This is a genomic window from Xanthomonas arboricola pv. juglandis, assembly GCF_905367715.1.
In the GTDB taxonomy this organism is placed as follows: domain Bacteria; phylum Pseudomonadota; class Gammaproteobacteria; order Xanthomonadales; family Xanthomonadaceae; genus Xanthomonas; species Xanthomonas arboricola.
This window is the reverse complement of the sequence record NZ_HG999362.1, coordinates 4,665,788-4,682,236: the sequence shown is the minus strand read 5'-3', so window position 1 is coordinate 4,682,236 and position 16,449 is coordinate 4,665,788. Positions and strand designations below refer to the sequence as shown.

Here is a 16,449-nt window from a genome sequence, read left to right as displayed (position 1 = left end):
ACGTACACTGTCTGTGTTCCGCAGCATCGCCGATGCCGACCTGACGGTTGTCCGCGCCGCTGTGGTGGTTGTTCTGCAATTTCGCTGTGAATCTGTCGCCCGCCCCTCACCTGGAAGCTCTCTGGATGTCCTCGCAAACCGCTGCCGAACGTGAACTGGCCGAACTCCTGGTCGAAAGCCTGAACCTGGAAGACGTCCAGCCCGCCGACATCGACCCAGAGGCGCCGTTGTTCAACACCGGGCTGGGACTGGATTCGATCGACGCGCTGGAACTGGCGCTGGCGATCAGCAAGCGCTATGGCTTCCAGCTGCGCTCGGACAATGACGAGAACCGTCGTATCTTCGCGTCGCTGCGCGCATTGTCGGCGCATGTCGAAGCCAACAAGACCGTCTGAGGTTGCGACCGCCGCGCCTGGCGATGCGCCCCCGTGGGTGCTGGGGCTGGGCGTGCTGCTGGCGGTGGCGTATTCGCCGCTGGCGCATTGGGCCAACGCCAGCCATCGCCCGGAGCTGGCCGTCATCGCCGGTGGCTTGCTGGTGCTGATGGTGCTGATCGAACCGATGGTCGCGCGCCGCGCCTGGGCTTGGGCGCTGGCCGTGCTGACCTTGCTGGGCCTGAGTGCGTTGTGGCACTCGCCGTACGCGATGCTGGTGCTGGCCGCGCCGCCGGTGGTGTTCACCGGCTGGATCGCCTGGTTCTTCGGCCGCAGCCTGCGCCGTGGCCGCACGCCGTTGATCACGCGCATCGTCGAGGGGCTGTATCGCCAGGCCGGTATGCCGATCACTCCGGAGCAGTACCGCTACACGCGCCGCCTCACCCTGGCCTGGGCGCTGCTGCTGTGCGCGCTGACCCTGGTCAACCTGGTGCTGGGCCTGTGCGCCGAACCCAGTGGCGTGCTGGCGCAACTGGGCTATGCCTCGCCGCTGCCGATCAGCGACGCGCGCGCATCGTTGTTCGCCAATCTGCTGGCGTACGGGTTGGTTGGCGGGTTCTTTGTAGGCGAATATCTATTGCGCGGCCGCTGGTTTCCACAGCGCCCCTATCGTAATCTGCCAGACTTCTTGCGCCAGATGGCGCGGCTCGGGCCGGAATTCTGGCGCGATCTGCTGCGCTGAGTGCGTGGCCAGGGGCAGCGACGTACGTGCATATTTTCGGGGACAAGACAAAAATGCCGCTGGCAAGGATGCCGTCGCGCCTGGCGTGGGCCGTGTTCAATCTGCTGCAACTGGCTTTCACGCTGACGTTTACCGCTGGCGGAATTGTCTATGCGCTGGCGTTGCTGGCGATCACGCGCGATGCCGACCGCCTGCTGCGCATGGGCGCGTGGATGTGGTCGCCGGTGCTGTTTCGCGGCGCCGGCGCCACGGTGATCGTGGAAGGCCGCGAGCGCGTGGACTGGTCCAGGAACTACCTGTTCGTCAGTAACCACCAGTCGATCATCGATATCTGCGCGTTGTTCTACGCCTTGCCGGTGCCGCTGCGCTTCCTGCTCAAGGACGAAATGCTCAAGGTGCCGTTCGTGAACTGGTATGCGCGGGCCACCGGCATGTTGTTCCTGGACCGCGACAGCCGCCGTGCCGGCGCGATGGTGCGCCGCCAGGCTGCCGCGCTTCTGCGCGAGGGCAAGCAGTTGTGTCTGTTTCCCGAAGGTACCCGCAGCCGCAGCGGCGCATTATTGCCATTCAAGGCCGGGCTGTTGCAGGCCGCTATCGATGCTGGTGTGCAGGTGGTGCCAGTGGCGGTGGATGGCTGCGGCAAGGTGCTGCCGGTGGAGGGTATGTTCAGGGTGCGCCCGGGCATCATCCGGGTGCGGATCGGCGATCCGATCCCGGTGACCGGGCCGGATGCGCCGGACCGCCAGCAATTGACCGAGCAGGCACATAACGCCGTGGCTGCGATGCTCCAACCCAGGATTTGAGTTACCCGCTTATGGATTTTGTCGTGCCGCATGATCATCCCTGCCTGCCCGGGCATTTTCCGGGGCGTCCCGTGGTGCCTGGTGTGGTCGTGCTCGACCATGTGCTGCAGGCGGTGGAGGCCGCGCATGGCCCACGCGCCGCGGCACGCCTGCCGCAGGTGAAGTTCGTGCAGCCGTTGCTGCCCGGGCAGACGGCATCGGTCATGCTGGACGGCGCCGGCCCGCGCTGGCGCTTTCGCGTGCAGCGCGCCGACGAGCTGCTGGTCAGCGGCGAACTGGTGGCGGAGGCGGCGCAATGAGCAGTCAGTGGAAGCAACGCCCGGAAGGCGGCGGACGTTTCGCGCTGTGGCTGATCCGCGGCATCGCCCAGCACGCCGGGCGCGCGGTGGGGCGCGCGTTGCTGTACCCGATCACGCTGTACTTCCTGCTGGTGCGTGCGCCCGAGCGCAGCGCCTCGCGTGCCTATCTGACGCGCGTGCTGGAGCGCCCGGCCACGCTGCGCGATGTGGCGCGGCATATCCACACCTTCGCCTCGACGATTCTGGACCGCGTGTACATGCTGTGCGGGCAGATGCAGCGCTTCCGGGTCGACATCACCGGGCTGGACCAGCTGCATGCGCAGATGGATCGCGGCCGCGGCGTGCTGATCTTCGGCTCGCACCTGGGCAGCTTCGATGCGCTGCGCGTGCTGGCCACCGAGCGGCCGGACGTGCAGGTCAAGGTGGTGCTGGACAAGGCGCACAACCGCGCCATGACCGAACTGCTGGGCGCGCTGAATCCGCAGCTGGCGGCCAACATCATCGATGCCGGCATGGACGCGACCTCGATCGTCATGGCGATCAAGGACGCCACCGACGCCGGTGCGCTGGTGGCGCTGCTGATCGATCGCCCGCGCGAGGGCGACCCGGCGTTGCCGGCGACGTTCCTTGGCCGCAACGCGATGTTCCCGACCTCGCCGTGGCTGATCGCCGCAGCGCTGAAGGTGCCGGTGGTGCTGGCGTTCGGCCTGTACCGCGGCGGCAATCATTACGAGCTGGCGTTCGAGACCTTCAGCGAGGGCCTGGACGTGCCGCGTCGCCAGCGTGCGCCGGTGCTGGCGGTGCTCATGCGCGATTACGCGGCCAGGCTGGAACATTACACACGCTACGCGCCGTACAACTGGTTCAACTTCTACGATTTCTGGAACACCCACCATGCCGATGTGCCGCACCCTGCCGTGGATGCTGATACTGCTGTTCAGCGCCGCACCGCTATGCGCCGCACCGCCTGAGACGCTGGACGTCGGCCAGGTGCTGCAGCGCCTGGCACGCCCCGCACCGGTCAGTACCGAGTTCGTCGAACTGCGTGGCTCGGCGCTGCTGAAGACGCCGTTGCGCGTGCAGGGCCATTACCGTCGCCCGGATGCGCAGACCCTGGTGCGCGAGGTCAGCGCGCCGTATCGCGAGACCACCACGTTGCAGGGCGACGAAGGCGTGCTGGAACGCGAAGGCAAATCGCCGCGGCGTTTTTCGCTGAGCCGGGTGCCCGAACTGGCCGGCTTGAAGTCCGGCTTCGGCGCGTTGCTGGCCGGCGACCGCGCGCTGCTGGAGCAGCACTACCGCATCAGCGGGCAGGGCCAGCCGCAGGCCTGGCAACTGACGCTCCAGCCCAAGGACGCTGCCGTGGCCAAGCAGGTGCGCGAGTTGCGGCTGTACGGGCGCAATGACGAGTTGCGCTGCATCGAGAGCCAGCCGGCCAAGGGCGACGTGCAACGCACGCTGCTGGCCGGTGCGGCGCGCGAGGCCGCAAGCGTGACCGATGCGGCGGCGCTGACCACGCTGTGCCACGGGTCGGGCGCGTGACGCAGCGCGCCCACGGCGCAAGCAAGCCGCCCGCACAATCCCATGCCGCGCGCGCGGCCGGTGGACGTTCCGCTGGCACAGCGAGGCTTGCGCATGGCGTTTAAGTTGAACGCAAACCGCCGCATCGGCCTGGCGCTGCTGTGGCTGGCGTTGCTGGCGGTGGCCGGGTTCTGGTTGAGCGAGACGCTCAAGGTCACCGGCGATCTGCGCAAATTCATGCCCGCCCCACGCACGCCGGCGCAGAAACTGCTGATCGAAGAACTGGGCGAAGGCCCCGGCTCGCGCCTGTTGCTGATGGCGCTGTCCAACAGCGACCCGGCCACGCTGGCCACGCAGTCGCAGGCCCTGCAGCAGGCCCTGGCTGCGCAGCCGCAGCTGTTCGAGCTGGTCGGCAATGGCGGTACTGCGGGGCTGGATGCGATCCCCGAGCGCCTGCTGCCGTATCGCTATCTGCTCAGCGACAGCTTCGACACTACGCCGCTGGATGCGCACACCCTGCAAGCGGCATTGCAGTCGCGCGTGCAGGATCTGGGGTCGCCGGCGGCGGCGCTGGTGGAGCCGTTGCTGCCGCGCGACCCCACGCTGGAAGTGCTGCATCTGGCCGAAACCCTGCAGCCGGCCGCGGCGCCGCAGACGCGCAACGAGGTGTGGTTCGACCGTGCCGGCACCTCGGCCTTGCTGGTCGTGCAGACGCGCGCAGCTGGCTTCGATCCCACCGGCCAGCAACTGGCCTACGACGCAGTGCAGGCGGCCTTCGCCAAGGTCAGCAAGGGCAGCACGACCCGGCTTACCTTGACCGGCCCCGGTGCATTTGCCGTGGAAATCACCGCGCGCACGCAGGGCGAGGCGCAATGGATCGGGACGCTGGATACGGTGGGACTGGTGTTGTTGCTGCTGGTCGCCTATCGCAGCTGGAAGATTCCGGTGCTCGGCGTGCTGCCGTTGGCCAGTGCCGGCCTAGCCGGTCTGGCTGCGGTGGCGCTGCTGTTCGATGGCGTGCACGGCATCACCGTGGCCTTCGGCTTCACCCTGATCGGCGTGGTGCAGGATTACCCGATCCACCTGTTCAGTCATCAACGTCCGGGTCTGGATCCGCGCGACAACGCGCGTCATCTATGGCCGACGCTGGCCACCGGCGTGGTGTCCACCTGCATTGCCTATGTGACCTTCCTGTTTTCCGGTGTGGACGGCTTGCGGCAGCTGGCGGTGTTCACCATCGCCGGGCTGGCGACCGCCGCGATCACCACGCGGTGGCTGTTGCCGTCGTTGATCGACCCGGCGCCGCGCGACTACGCCGATTCGCGCATGCTCGCCGCGCTGTGGCGCGGTATCGCGCGCCTGCCACGGCCGCGCATCAGCCTGGCAGTGATTGCGCTGATCGGCATCGCGGTGATCGCGTTCGCGCCGGGGCAGTTCTGGCAGAACGATCTGTCGAAATTGACCCCCGTGCCGCCCAAGGCCCTGGCGCAGGACACGCATCTGCGCCAGGAACTGGGTGCCCCCGACGTGCGTTACGTGCTCGCGCTGACTGCCGCCAACGACGAGGCTGCGCTGCAGGCCAGCGAGCAGTTGCGCCCGCGCCTGGATGCCCTGGTGCGCGCCGGCGCATTGACCGGTTACGACATGGCTGCACGCTATCTGCCCAGCATCAAGACCCAGCATGCGCGTCAGGCCGCGTTGCCGGATGCTGCGCAAGCGCGCGCATTGACCGACAGTGCGGTGGCCGCCACACCGTTTCGTAGCGACGCGTTCGCGCCGTTCCTGCAGGACCTGGACGCTGCCAAGCGCGCCGCGCCGCTGTTGCCGAAGGACCTGGCCGGCTCGCCGCTGGCAACGTCGGTCGGCGGGCTGCTGCTGGGTCGCGGCGATCGCAGCACTGCGTTGGTGTCGTTGACCGGCCTGCGCGATCCGTCGGTACTGGCTGCCGCCGTGCAAGGCAGCGGCGCGCAGTTGCTGGATCTGAAGGACGCGTCCGAGTCCCTTGTGGCCGCGTATCGCGGACGTGTGCTCGGCGCGCTGGTGCTGGCCGCGCTGCTGCTGGCGGTGACGGTGGCGATCGCGTTGCGCAGCCCGCGCCGGATCGTGCGCGTATTGCTGCCGATGGCGCTGACCACGGTGCTGATCCTGGCGATCCTGCGCGGCATGGGGGTGGAGCTCAACCTGTTCCATCTGATCGCGCTGATCCTGGCGGCAGGCCTGGGCCTGGATTACGCGTTGTTCTTCGACCATGCCGGCGACGATCACGCCGACCAACTGCGCACGCTGCATGCGCTGATCGTGTGCAGCCTGATGACGCTGCTGGTGTTCGCGCTACTGGCTGCCTCCAGCATCCCGGTGTTGCGTGCGATCGGCAGCACGGTGGCGCTGGGGGTATTGTTCAATTTCATCCTCGCCTTGCTGGTATCGCGCGAGCCGGCGCTGGAGCGCGCAAGACACGGAGATGCACATGCAGGGACGTGAGGCAATTGCCGCGCTGATTCCGCACCAGGGCAGCATGTGCCTGTGGGAAGCAGTGCTGGAATGGGATGCGCAGCGCATCGTGTTGCGCAGTGATGCCCATCGCAGCGACACGCATCCGCTGCGTTGCAATGGCCGCCTGCGCGCGCTGCATCTATGCGAATACGGCGCGCAAGCCATGGCCGTGCATGGCGGCTTGCTCGGCCGGGAATCGGGCAAGCCGGTGCGCCCAGGCATGCTGGTGGCGCTGCGTGCGGTGGACCTGCACGTCGCGTATCTGGACGACCTGCCCGATGCGATCGTCTGCGAAGCGCAGGTGTTGCTGCAGGGCGAGGATAGCCAGCAATACAGTTTTCGCCTGAGCCACGGCGCGCAATTGCTTGCCGAAGGGCGCGCCACGGTCATGCTGGGCGCCGCGCAGGCCACCCCGGCCCTGTAGGAGCGCGCTTGCGCGCGATGGCTTTAGCGCTGATGCCGCATCGCGCGCAAGCGCGCTCCTACATGAAGTGGGCGATCAATGCTGGATCTATTCCTGCGCCTGCTGCGAGTCGTTAGGATGAGGCTCTTTCCGCCGTCGTGTCTGCGGCTTTCATCGAGGCTTCCATGAGCACTTCCATTCCACAGCGCCGCGCACTTGTCACCGGCGGCAGCGGCGATCTTGGTGGTGCGATCTGCCGTCAGCTGGCGGCGCAGGGGCGCCATGTGATCGTGCATGCCAATCGCAATATCGCCCGCGCCGATGACGTGGTTGCAGCGATCGTGGCCGACGGCGGCAGCGCCGAGGCGGTGGCGTTCGATGTCGCCGATGCGCAGGCCAGTGCGGCGGCGCTGGCAAGCCTGCTGGAGGTCGGCCCGATCCAGATCGTGGTCAACAACGCCGGCATCCACGACGATGCACCGATGGCGGGCATGAACGCCGAACAGTGGCATCGGGTCATCGACGTGTCGCTGCACGGGTTCTTCAATGTCACCCAGCCGCTGCTGCTGCCGATGGCGCGTACGCGCTGGGGCCGCATCGTCAGCGTGTCGTCGGTGGCAGCAGTGCTGGGCAACCGCGGGCAGACCAACTACGCCGCGGCCAAGGCCGCCTTGCACGGCGCCAGCAAATCGCTGTCGCGCGAGATGGCCAGCCGCGGCATTGCGGTCAACGTGGTCGCGCCGGGCGTGATCGAAAGCGAGATGGTCGGCGAAAGCTTCGCGCCGGAAGTGATCAAGCAACTGGTGCCGGCGGGCCGGGTCGGCAAGCCCGACGAAGTGGCCGCATTGGTGGCGTTTCTGTGTTCGGAAGCTGCCGGTTACATCAACGGCCAGGTCATCGGCATCAATGGTGGGATGGGCTGAGAGCGGCTGATCTGCTGGTTTGCTGCGGGGTCCTTGCCGGCCCACCATCGCAGGACACGCTGCAAGTACGTCCTTGTAAGCTCTTACGCGGCATCCATGCCGCGTAAGGTCCCGCGACGGTGGGCGGCAAGGACCAGTCGAGAGGGTCGGTGTGCATGGTGCAAGCAATGCACGCTGCGCGGCTCTTCGATGAGGTGCGGTCTGGGATCAGCTCAGTTTCATCCGAACACTGCGCTGCACATCGACAGCAGTGCATACCGAATTAGCCACCGGTCTCGTCGATCCTCATGACCAGATCGCGCTCGTGCGCACCCCGCGCGGCGCTGCAATGCACCGACACGGTATTGCCATTGGCACGCAGGCGGCCGTCGACATACAGGCCATCGCCGCGATCGTGATACAACGCCGTCCAGTTGTAGATGCTGGCGCCTTGTGCAAGGTAATGGGTTTCAGCGGCGCGCCGACACACTGGCACCAGGTCGCTGCCATTCATGAGCAGCGGCTCGGGTGTGTACTGCACAACGTTCTGCGCGACAGCCTGGGCACTGATAACGCCAGTGATTGCCACGACAAGCGAATAGAGCAGTCTTCGATACACGGGTCACCTCCTGTGAATGCGGATGCCCGAAGTATAAATGCCACGACTGAATGCAGAAACGAACGCGCCGTTACCGGCGCGTTCGATCAAACTCACGCCGCGTCGGCGTACCAGGCGGCGGTGAGGATCGGCTCGCCGATGGCGTTGGCGGTCAAGGCGTCCAGCCCGTGGTCCGGCAGTGCGGCATGGCGCTGGCGTGCCTGCTGCAGGATCTCGCGTGCCAGCACCGCCATCTGCGCCACGTTGCTGTGGATGCGTGCGGCAAAGGCGTCGTCGTCGAGGGTGTCGTTCAAGGCGCCATTGAGTTCGTTGAACCAGCCGATCAGGTATTGATCGAGCAGGCGCCCATCGTCGGTGGCCAGGCCCTGTGCAGTGTTGTGCTGGCCCCAGTCGTGCAGCACACGCTGCATCGCCAGATTCATGTCGCGCGCATAGAAGAAATCGGACTTCATGCGTGAGAGCAGGCTGAGGTCGGCGATGCGTCCGGAGCAGAACAGTGGCGCCAGCAGCGACCAGTAGTAGGTGTAATCCCAGATCACCTTGACCGGCATCACCTGCGCGTCGCCGAACAGCGCGTACTGTTCCTGATACAGGGTCAGGGTGTTTTCGTAGAACGAGAAATACAGCTGCTGATACAGCTCCACATACGGGCTGAGCGATCTGCCGGCGCGGTCGCGGCCAATCAGTTCGCAGATGTAGGTATTGGAAATCGCAATGAAGTCGCTGCCGGGCGAATAGAACGGGTCCAGGAACAGGCCCGCTTCGCCGGTCAGCGCCCAGCGCTGTGGCGAGAACACCTGCTTGCAGCCATAGGAGAAGTTACGCAGGAACAGGAAGTCCTGCAGCCGGTAGTCGGCCTTGTCGAGCGTGGCGGCGACCTGCGGCTGATGCGTGCGCAGCCAGGTCATCGCCTTGTCGTGGGTGTTCATCGTGTCCAGCGGGTGCATCGACGCATCGCAGACGATGCCCAGCGAATGCGCACCGGACGACAGCGGAATCAGCCAGAACCAGTAGCCCGGCCCGCACATGTGGTTGGTCGAGCGCCAGCGGTCCGGTGGCGTGCAACGCTGCAGCCAGCTGCTGTCCTGCGACCAGCCATTGGGGTCGATCAAGCCTTCCACACGCCACCACACCGCATTGGCGTCGTGTGCATTGTCCTGCGTCAGGCCGAGCTTGCGCTTGAGCAGGCCGGCGCGGCCGCTGGCATCCACCACCCAGCGGGCGCTCAGCGTGCCGGCCTCGCCGGCGCGCTCGTAGCGCACGGCGTGGTCGGCCTCGTCATCGGACAGGTCCACGCCCTTGACGCTGCAGTTGTCGACAAACGTGATGCCCTGCGCGCGGGCGCGCTCGCCGAGGAAATTTTCGAAGCGGCCACGGTCGATCTGCCACGACGGCGTCGGCAGGATCTGGCTCACGCCCAGCTCGGTGCAGCGGTCGATGTCCTCGCGCTTGTCGGAGAAGAAGAAGCGGAACCCGAACTTGCGGATCTGCTCGGTCTCCAGATGCTCGCGCAGGCCCAAGACCTCGGCGAAGTAATGCGCGCCGATCTCCACCGTGGACTCGCCCACCTTGAACGCCGCCTCGCGCACCGGGTGCGCACGGCGCTCCAGCACGGTGATCGCCAGTTCGGGATCGCATTGGCGCAGCTGCAGGGCCAGACTCAGCCCGGCCAGGCCACCGCCGGTGATAACGACATCGGCACGCTGTGCATTCATGGGGTTGGCTTGCTCTTGGTAACCGCGGGCACAGTAGCAAATTCGCCGTCAGCGTCGTCGATCAGCACCGGGTTGGCGCGCACGCGGCGGTACTCGCGCCAGATATGCCCGTAGCTCCAGGCCTGGACCACGACATGCGAGGTGATTTCCCACAGATCGCGTACCAGGCGGAAATGGCTCTTGCGGAACGTGCCCGGCGAGGTGCCGGCGTAGCGGGTTTCGATCGGCACCGCGACCACGCGCGCGCCGGCCTGGCGTGCTGCGGAAATCAGCAGTTGCGCCTCGAACACGAAGCCTTCGCCGGGCACGTCGGGCAGGGTGAACACCGAGGCCGGATACAGGCGCTGGCCGCTCTGGCTGTCGATCAACTGGAAGCCGCAGGCCCAGGCGATGCCCCAGTCGCCGAAATCGTTGCCGATGCGGCGGATGGTGGGCTGGGTGGCGCGCTTGCGCATGCGTGCGCCGACGATGACGCAGCCGGGGTGGCGGTTGGCCGCCGCCAACAGGCGCGGGAAATCGGCGGCCTTGTGCTGGCCGTCGCCGTCCATGGTCATCACCGCGCGCATGCCCATCCGCTGCGCCTGCGCAAACCCGCTGCGCAACGCGGCGCCTTTGCCCCTGCGCTGCGGATGCCGGATCAAGGTGATCGGCAGGCCGGCGATGCAGTCGGCAGTGCCGTCATCGGAGCCGTCGTCGATCACGATCACGTTGGAGCAATAGGTCAGCGCATCGTTGACCACTTCGCGGATGCGCAGCGACTCGTTCAGCGCCGGCACCAGGATCGCGGTGTCCTCGCGGGTCAGTGGCTGCCGGCTCACTGCTGGAGCTCCACGCGCAACACCCGGCCCGGGCCGGCGTACAGCGCCACGCGTTCGCCGCCAGTGGCGATCAGGTCGAACAACGGCAGCATCGGCGCCATCGCATTGGCGGCGACATGCCGCGCCAGCGGGCCGGCGCCCGGCGTCGGCGTGCCGTCGTCCAGCCACGCCCGCACCTGCGGCTTGCCGGCCTGGCCTGGCGCACCCAGCACCAGCGCGCCACCGAGCAGCCCCTGGCTGGGGGCGACCCGACCCAGCGGCCCGACCGAGCGGGCGTCGTAGCCGGCCAGCAGCACTGCGTCCTCGCCTGCGGCACGTTGGACCAGCGCCTCCAGCAAGCCTTGCGCGAAGCTGCCCAGGCTGGCGCTGATCGCGGTGGCCGGGGTCATCGCCCCGGCGCCGATGGTCCAGTAGCCGGCCGCGGCGTTGTGCACCGAGTTGTGGAACTTGGTCGGCGAGATCGCCGTGGGGTCGCTGGCCAGGGTGGTGCACATGTAGTCGGAGATGGCCAGGTCGCCGTACGTGGAAGTGAAGATCGACGGCAGGCTGGCCGGCTCGCGGCCGGCGGCGGTGCAGGCGGCCAGCGCGGCCTCCAGCGAGACCGCCACCGTGTCCGGTGCGCGACGGCGCTCGTTGGCGGCCAGCAGCTGCGGCGCCGGGCGCGCGCCGGTGTCCTGCAGCGCGCCGCCGCGGACGAACGCCGCAGCGGCGTCCCAGCTCGGCAGGCCCTGGGTCCAGAAGCCGATCCCCTCGATGGTGGCAGCCAGCATCAGCGGGCCTGCCCGAACAGCAGCGAGCAGTTGTTGCCGCCAAAACCGAAGGAGTTGTTCATTGCGTAATCGATCTTGGAATGGGCATTGTCGAAACGGATCTGCGGGCCGCAGGCGGGGTCGGGCACTTCGCTGTTGAGCGTGCCCGGCAGCACGCCGTCGCGCAGCGCCAGCAGCGCGATCACCGACTCGACGATGCCGGCCGCGCCCAGGGTGTGGCCGGTCCAGGCTTTGGTCGAGCTGGCGTGCAGGGTGGCCGGGAAGATCGCCGCCACCGCGGCGGCTTCGACGCTGTCGTTGGCCGGGGTGGCGGTGCCGTGCAGGTTCAGATAGCCCACCGCGGCCGGCTCCAGGCCGGCGCGCTCGAGCGCGCCGCGCATCGCCAGCTGCGCGCCCAGGCCCTGCGGATGCGGGGCGGACATATGGTGCGCATCGCTGGATTCGCCATAGCCGTACAGCCACAGCGTTGCGTCCGGCGCAGCGGCGGTGCGTTCGAGCATGGCAAAGCCGCCGGCCTCGCCCAGGCTCAGGCCGACCCGGCGCGCATCGAACGGCTGGCACAGCTCCGGTGCCACCACCTGCAGCGAGTTGAAGCCGAACAGCACGCTGCCGCACAAGGTATCCACGCCGCCGACCAGGGCGGCATCCACCACCCCGGCATCAATCAGGCGCGCGGCCTGGGCAAACACCTTGGCGCTGGACGAACAGGCGGTGGCCACGGTCACGCTCGGGCCGCGCAGGCCGGTGGCGTGCTGCACGAAGTCGCCCAGCGAGTGCGGGGTGTGCACGATCGGGCGATCCAGGTCGTCGGGGAAGCGCGCGCCGTCGGCGTCTTCGACCAGCCGCGTGTAGGCCTCTTCGCTGGCGCCGATGCTGGAGGTGGAAGTGCCGATGATCACCGCCACGCGCTCGGCGCCGTAGCGCTGCGCGGCGGCCTGCACCGCCTCGGCCATGCCGTCCTGCTGCAGGGCCAGCCAGGCCAGGCGATTGTTGCGGCAGTCCCAGCCTTGCAGGGCCTCCGGCAACACGATGTCTTCCACGCCGTCGACGCGGCCGATCCAGCACGCCAGCGGCTGCGGGCCGAAATCGTTGCGACGCATGCCGCTGCGGCGAGCAGTCAGGGCGGCGGCCTGGGCATCGAGCCCGGCGCCGAGCGCGGTAGTGGACGTAAAAGCGGTGACGGCGACCGGGGCCATCTGGGACGAATGCTGCGCTTGGCTCACGGTGGTCTGGCTGGCAAGAAGTGGGCTCAGTATATCGATGGCGGGTGCGCCTCCCGTCGATGGCGCAACTGAACGTGCCGGTCATGTCGCTGACGGGGCTGGAGTTTTCGCGCGTTGCCGCGCTTTCGCCATCGGCGCAATTGGGACACAATCCTGCGACACACTTGCCGATCGAGCGCGACCACGCGCGCATGCACGCCTACGTCTATAAAAGCCAACGCAAGCAGGACACCTTCGTCTATCTCGCCACGCGCGACGACTTCTCCGGTCTTCCCGCCGCCGTGCACGCGCAGCTGGCGCCGTTCGCGTTCGTGCTGGAGGTGGCGTTGACGCCGGAGCGCCGTCTGGCGCAGGCCGACGTGGCCACGGTGCGCGAAGCGCTCGCCAGGCACGGCTTCTATCTGCAACTGCCCAAGACGGTAGTGCTGGCGGGCGAGTGCGACTATGACTGAGGCCGCACGGGCCGCACGCTTGCGGGCCGCAGCGCTGGCCGGCCTGGCCGGCGTGGCGTTGTCGTTGCTGGGCGGCATCGGCGGCGGTGTCGCCGCGGTGACGCTGTGGCTGGCGCAGCCGGCGTTCGCGCTGGCGGTGTCGTGGGCGCGCGGTAGCCGCGCACTGCCCAGCCGGCCGCGTGCGGTTGCGCAGGCCTTGCCGCCGCTGCTGACGATCTGGGGTGTGGGCCTGCTGGCGCTGGCCGCGCTGATCAGCTGGCCGCTGACCGCCCTGCGCGACAGCGGCAGCCTGGCCGCCGCATTGGCCTTGAGTGTGGCGGTCAGCGCCGCGCTGCTCGGGTTGTGGCGGACCTGGCCGCTGTGGGGCGAGGTCGAACGCGATGGCGGCGCCCTGGCCCCGCGCTGGCATGCGCTGGCAACGCAGGAGTTGCACGCCTGGCGCGGCCTGCTGGCCGCTGCCCTGGTGCTGGCGATGTGCACACTGGTGGTGGCGCTGGCCTGGCCGGGCTGGTTGTCGAGCAGCCTGCGCTGGAGTCTGGCGATCGCGGCTAGCGTGCTGCTGCCCGCCGCCCACCTGCTGTTGCAACGCACCGCCGCCCCGGCGCGTAGTGATGCCCCGGCGGCCTTGCAGGCGGCCGATTTCTTTTCCGAAGCGGCGGCCGAGCCGCGTCCGCTGGAGCCGGTGGCCCAGCACCAACTGGTGCCCGAACTGTTCGAGGCCGCGCGCAGCGGACGCGTGGACCGTGCGCTGCAGCTGCTCGACGCCGGCGCCGACCCGCAGGCGATGCCGTTGCCGGAGTGGCGCGACCAACGCAGCCTGCCCGCGCTGGCCGCGGTGCTGCCGGATCTGCGCCTGCTGCGCGAGCTGATCGTGCGCCGCGTCGACGTCAACCAGCCGCATCGCGGCATGACCCCGTTGCTGGCCGCCACCCGCGACAGCTGGCATGGCCGCCCGGATGCGGTGATGACGCTGCTGGCCAACGGGGCCGACCCGCGCGCCAGCGACAACGACGGCAACACGCCGCTGCACCACGCGGTGCGCAGTTCCGACCCGGGTGTGGCCGCGCTGCTGCGCGATGCCGCCGCCGAGCTCGATGCGCTCAACAACGAAGGCCACTCGCCGCTGGCGATGGCCTGCCAGGTCGGCAACTGGCGGCTGGCAAAGTTCCTGCTGGAACGCGGCGCGCACTCCGAACCTGAGGGTGGCGCGCCGGTGCTGCTGGCCGCGGCCGGCACCGAGGAAGACGACCCGGCCGGCGTGCAGCTGCTGCTCAAGCACAAGGCGCGTGTGGATGCGCGCGACCGCCAACGCCGCAGTGCCCTGCACGAAGCCGCGTTGGCCGGACATGGCGACATCGTCGAGGCGCTGCTGGCGGCCGGCGCCAATCTGGAAGCGCGTGACCTGCTCGGTCGCACGCCGTGGCTGGATGCGGCGCGGCAGGCGCGCAGCGGCGTGCTCGAACGCCTGGTCGCGCGCAAGGCCGATGTGCTGGCCATCGACGGCGAGGGCCGCAATGCGGTGATGCTGGCCTGCGCCGCCGACAGCGTGTCGCCGGCGCTGATCCGGCGCCTGCTCGAGCTGCAGGTGCCGGCCGACAGCGCCGACGCGCACGGCCGTCGCGCGGTGGATGTGGCCGCCGAAGCCGGGCGCTGGGCGATCGTGCAATTGCTCGATCCCGGCTACCCCTTGCCGGCGGCGGTCAGCGACGCGCACGGCGAGAGCCCCGGCGTGGCGGTGCCGCCCGATCGCCCGCCACTGGTGCTGCTGCGCGAAGGCCTGCAGTTCGGCCAGCGCGACGGTCTGGTCGCGCTGGCCCGCCTGTGCGGCCCGGAAGAACTCGGCGGCCTGCTGCACGACGCGCATCTGGCCTTGAACGCCGACGCGGTGGACTGGCTGCTGCGCCACGGAGCCGATGCCGAAGTGCGCGATGCCTGTGGCGATGTGCCGATGTTTGCGCTGCTGTCGCGGGGCGTGGAGGCGGTGCCGGCGCTGCAGGCGCTGCTGCGCCATGGCGTGTCGCCGGCCGGTGCCGGCGGGCTGACGCGGCTGCTCAGCGCCTGCGTGCAGCACGATGCGGCATCGCGCGGGCTGGAACAGTTCGCGCTGGAACTGCTCGAACGCGGCGCCGATCCGTTCGCCGCGTCGGCCGCCGGCGATCCGCCGTTGTCGCTGGCGGTGCGGCTGGGCTGGCTGCGCCTGCAGCAGTGGCTGCTGGAACACGGCGTGGACCGCGAGGCGCGCGACAGCCATGGCATGACCGCGCTGCACCTGGCCACCGCGCTGGGTCGCGAGGCGTCGCTGAAATTGCTGGTCAAGCAGGGCGCCTCGCCGGAAGCGCGCGCTGCCGACGGGCAGACCCCGCTGGGCGTGGCGCTGTCGATCGGCCGCCGCGACCTGGCCGACTGGCTGGACTGGCGCATCTGGTCGCTGCCGCAGCGCAGCCTGCGCGAGGCGGACGTGCCGGCCGCCGCGATGGTCGGCGACACCGATGCGGTGCGTCGGCTGATCGATCTTGGCCTGCCGGTCGATGCGATCGATGCCCAGGGCTGCACCGCGTTGCTGCGTGCTGCCGGTGGCGGCCATCTGGGCGTGGTGGCGCATCTGCTCGGTCGCGGCGCCGACCCGCAACGCGCGGCCAATAGCGGCGCCACGCCGTTGTCGGCGGCGGTGAGCATGCGTCAGACCGAGATCGTGGCCGCGTTGCTGCAGGCCGGCGCGCAGATCGAACACCGCCTGCCCGGCGGCGTCACCGTGCTGATGCTGGCCTGCGCGCTGGGCCTGCCGGATATTGTGGCGCGCCTGCTCACCGCGGCGGCCGATGTGCACGCCAACGACGACCAAGGCCTGGCGCCGCTGCATTGCGCCGCGCTGTACGGCTTCACCGCGCGCGACAAGAGCCGCCTGCTGGCCTTGTTGGATACCTTGCTGCTGGCCGGCGCCGACCCGGACTACCTGGCCGGCGGCCGGGTCAGCCCCTTGCTGCTGGTGCTGGGTGCGCGCGCCGAACCGGGCACCGCCTGCGACGAGCAGGTGGTGCTGGCCGGCGTGGAACGCCTGCTCGACGAAGACGTCTCGCTGGACGTGGCCGATCAACGCGGTTTCGGCCCGCTGCACCTGGCCGCACTGCACGGCCTGCCGTTGCTGGTGCAGCGCCTGCTGCGTGCCGGCGCCGATGCCGACCGCCGCGACGCGCTCAACCGCACCCCGCGCGAAATCGCGATCATGCGCGGCTTCATCGATGTGGCCGGCCAGTTCGAACCCGCCTTGCCGGGGGTGTCCTCGATGGCGCGCTTCCTGCGCGAAGGCCGCTGAGC

At 68.8% G+C, this 16,449-nt stretch carries 16 protein-coding genes; 11 read left to right on the top strand and 5 right to left on the bottom strand.

What is annotated here, in order from left to right:
* Window positions 1-125: 125 nt before the first annotated feature.
* The 9 genes from xanC to fabG all read left to right on the top strand — a co-directional run bounded on the left by xanC (window position 126) and on the right by fabG (window position 7,558).
* Window positions 126-395, top strand: a complete 270-nt coding sequence (xanC, locus tag KHN93_RS20245; protein ID WP_011260626.1) for a xanthomonadin biosynthesis acyl carrier protein XanC — start codon at window positions 126-128, stop codon at window positions 393-395.
* Window positions 396-432: 37 nt separating this feature from the next.
* The gene (locus KHN93_RS20240) at window positions 433-1,116 is read left to right on the top strand and encodes a COG4648 family protein (protein ID WP_212579687.1); all 684 of its coding nucleotides are present in this window, start codon (window positions 433-435) and stop codon (window positions 1,114-1,116) included.
* A 53-nt stretch (window positions 1,117-1,169) separates the two neighbouring features.
* Window positions 1,170-1,919 carry a lysophospholipid acyltransferase family protein gene (locus tag KHN93_RS20235; protein WP_039512728.1) on the top strand — a complete coding sequence of 250 codons (750 nt, stop codon included), beginning with the start codon at window positions 1,170-1,172 and terminating at the stop codon, window positions 1,917-1,919.
* An 11-nt stretch (window positions 1,920-1,930) separates the two neighbouring features.
* Window positions 1,931-2,218: an ApeI family dehydratase gene (locus KHN93_RS20230; protein ID WP_024937534.1), complete on the top strand. Its 288-nt coding sequence runs from the start codon at window positions 1,931-1,933 to the stop codon at window positions 2,216-2,218.
* Window positions 2,215-3,189 carry a lysophospholipid acyltransferase family protein gene (locus KHN93_RS20225; protein ID WP_039524636.1) on the top strand — a complete coding sequence of 325 codons (975 nt, stop codon included), beginning with the start codon at window positions 2,215-2,217 and terminating at the stop codon, window positions 3,187-3,189. Before KHN93_RS20230 ends, KHN93_RS20225 begins: the two co-directional genes overlap by 4 nt.
* Window positions 3,113-3,760: a LolA-related protein gene (locus KHN93_RS20220; RefSeq protein ID WP_039512723.1), complete on the top strand. Its 648-nt coding sequence runs from the start codon at window positions 3,113-3,115 to the stop codon at window positions 3,758-3,760. Before KHN93_RS20225 ends, KHN93_RS20220 begins: the two co-directional genes overlap by 77 nt.
* A 93-nt stretch (window positions 3,761-3,853) precedes the next feature.
* Window positions 3,854-6,220 (top strand): MMPL family transporter, encoded by a 2,367-nt coding sequence (locus KHN93_RS20215; protein ID WP_166769561.1) that lies wholly within the window; start codon window positions 3,854-3,856, stop codon window positions 6,218-6,220.
* A complete protein-coding gene (locus tag KHN93_RS20210) occupies window positions 6,207-6,656 on the top strand; it encodes a hotdog family protein (RefSeq protein ID WP_054592914.1) in 450 nt (149 codons plus the stop codon). Before KHN93_RS20215 ends, KHN93_RS20210 begins: the two co-directional genes overlap by 14 nt.
* Window positions 6,657-6,820: 164 nt before the next feature.
* Window positions 6,821-7,558, top strand: a complete 738-nt coding sequence (gene fabG / locus KHN93_RS20205) for a 3-oxoacyl-ACP reductase FabG (RefSeq protein ID WP_211921211.1) — start codon at window positions 6,821-6,823, stop codon at window positions 7,556-7,558.
* 262 nt (window positions 7,559-7,820) lie between these two features.
* On the opposite strand, the gene KHN93_RS20200 is transcribed toward fabG, so the two are convergent.
* The 5 genes from KHN93_RS20200 to KHN93_RS20180 all read right to left on the bottom strand — a co-directional run bounded on the left by KHN93_RS20200 (window position 7,821) and on the right by KHN93_RS20180 (window position 12,655).
* Window positions 7,821-8,051: a hypothetical protein gene (locus tag KHN93_RS20200; protein ID WP_244812157.1), complete on the bottom strand. Its 231-nt coding sequence runs from the start codon at window positions 8,049-8,051 to the stop codon at window positions 7,821-7,823.
* A 197-nt stretch (window positions 8,052-8,248) separates the two neighbouring features.
* On the bottom strand, window positions 8,249-9,871 hold the full coding sequence (locus KHN93_RS20195) for an NAD(P)/FAD-dependent oxidoreductase (RefSeq protein WP_211921209.1): 1,623 nt from the start codon (window positions 9,869-9,871) through the stop codon (window positions 8,249-8,251).
* Window positions 9,868-10,689, bottom strand: coding sequence for a glycosyltransferase family 2 protein (locus tag KHN93_RS20190; protein ID WP_211921207.1), 822 nt, complete (start codon window positions 10,687-10,689; stop codon window positions 9,868-9,870). Before KHN93_RS20190 ends, KHN93_RS20195 begins: the two co-directional genes overlap by 4 nt.
* A complete protein-coding gene (locus KHN93_RS20185) occupies window positions 10,686-11,459 on the bottom strand; it encodes a beta-ketoacyl synthase chain length factor (protein WP_211921205.1) in 774 nt (257 codons plus the stop codon). Before KHN93_RS20185 ends, KHN93_RS20190 begins: the two co-directional genes overlap by 4 nt.
* A complete protein-coding gene (locus KHN93_RS20180; RefSeq protein ID WP_024940579.1) occupies window positions 11,459-12,655 on the bottom strand; it encodes a beta-ketoacyl-[acyl-carrier-protein] synthase family protein in 1,197 nt (398 codons plus the stop codon). Before KHN93_RS20180 ends, KHN93_RS20185 begins: the two co-directional genes overlap by 1 nt.
* Before the next feature lie 218 nt (window positions 12,656-12,873).
* On the opposite strand from KHN93_RS20180, the gene KHN93_RS20175 reads away from it, so the two are divergent.
* A complete protein-coding gene (locus KHN93_RS20175) occupies window positions 12,874-13,134 on the top strand; it encodes a YcgL domain-containing protein (protein WP_039529613.1) in 261 nt (86 codons plus the stop codon).
* On the top strand, window positions 13,127-16,447 hold the full coding sequence (locus tag KHN93_RS20170) for an ankyrin repeat domain-containing protein (RefSeq protein WP_211921203.1): 3,321 nt from the start codon (window positions 13,127-13,129) through the stop codon (window positions 16,445-16,447). Before KHN93_RS20175 ends, KHN93_RS20170 begins: the two co-directional genes overlap by 8 nt.
* Window positions 16,448-16,449: the final 2 nt, after the last annotated feature.

What these genes read in the sequence shown, in the direction of transcription:
- KHN93_RS20220 (WP_039512723.1), top strand. Translation starts at nt 3,113, where the DNA reads ATGCCGATGTGCCGCACCCTGCCGTGGATGCTGATACTGCTGTTCAGC.
- KHN93_RS20215 (WP_166769561.1), top strand. Translation starts at nt 3,854, where the DNA reads ATGGCGTTTAAGTTGAACGCAAACCGCCGCATCGGCCTGGCGCTGCTG.
- KHN93_RS20235 (WP_039512728.1), top strand. Translation starts at nt 1,170, where the DNA reads ATGCCGCTGGCAAGGATGCCGTCGCGCCTGGCGTGGGCCGTGTTCAAT.
- KHN93_RS20230 (WP_024937534.1), top strand. Translation starts at nt 1,931, where the DNA reads ATGGATTTTGTCGTGCCGCATGATCATCCCTGCCTGCCCGGGCATTTT.
- KHN93_RS20225 (WP_039524636.1), top strand. Translation starts at nt 2,215, where the DNA reads ATGAGCAGTCAGTGGAAGCAACGCCCGGAAGGCGGCGGACGTTTCGCG.
- KHN93_RS20195 (WP_211921209.1), bottom strand. Translation starts at nt 9,871, where the DNA reads ATGAATGCACAGCGTGCCGATGTCGTTATCACCGGCGGTGGCCTGGCC.
- fabG (WP_211921211.1), top strand. Translation starts at nt 6,821, where the DNA reads ATGAGCACTTCCATTCCACAGCGCCGCGCACTTGTCACCGGCGGCAGC.
- KHN93_RS20200 (WP_244812157.1), bottom strand. Translation starts at nt 8,051, where the DNA reads ATGAATGGCAGCGACCTGGTGCCAGTGTGTCGGCGCGCCGCTGAAACC.
- KHN93_RS20210 (WP_054592914.1), top strand. Translation starts at nt 6,207, where the DNA reads ATGCAGGGACGTGAGGCAATTGCCGCGCTGATTCCGCACCAGGGCAGC.
- KHN93_RS20180 (WP_024940579.1), bottom strand. Translation starts at nt 12,655, where the DNA reads ATGGCCCCGGTCGCCGTCACCGCTTTTACGTCCACTACCGCGCTCGGC.
- KHN93_RS20170 (WP_211921203.1), top strand. Translation starts at nt 13,127, where the DNA reads ATGACTGAGGCCGCACGGGCCGCACGCTTGCGGGCCGCAGCGCTGGCC.
- KHN93_RS20175 (WP_039529613.1), top strand. Translation starts at nt 12,874, where the DNA reads ATGCACGCCTACGTCTATAAAAGCCAACGCAAGCAGGACACCTTCGTC.
- xanC (WP_011260626.1), top strand. Translation starts at nt 126, where the DNA reads ATGTCCTCGCAAACCGCTGCCGAACGTGAACTGGCCGAACTCCTGGTC.
- KHN93_RS20185 (WP_211921205.1), bottom strand. Translation starts at nt 11,459, where the DNA reads ATGCTGGCTGCCACCATCGAGGGGATCGGCTTCTGGACCCAGGGCCTG.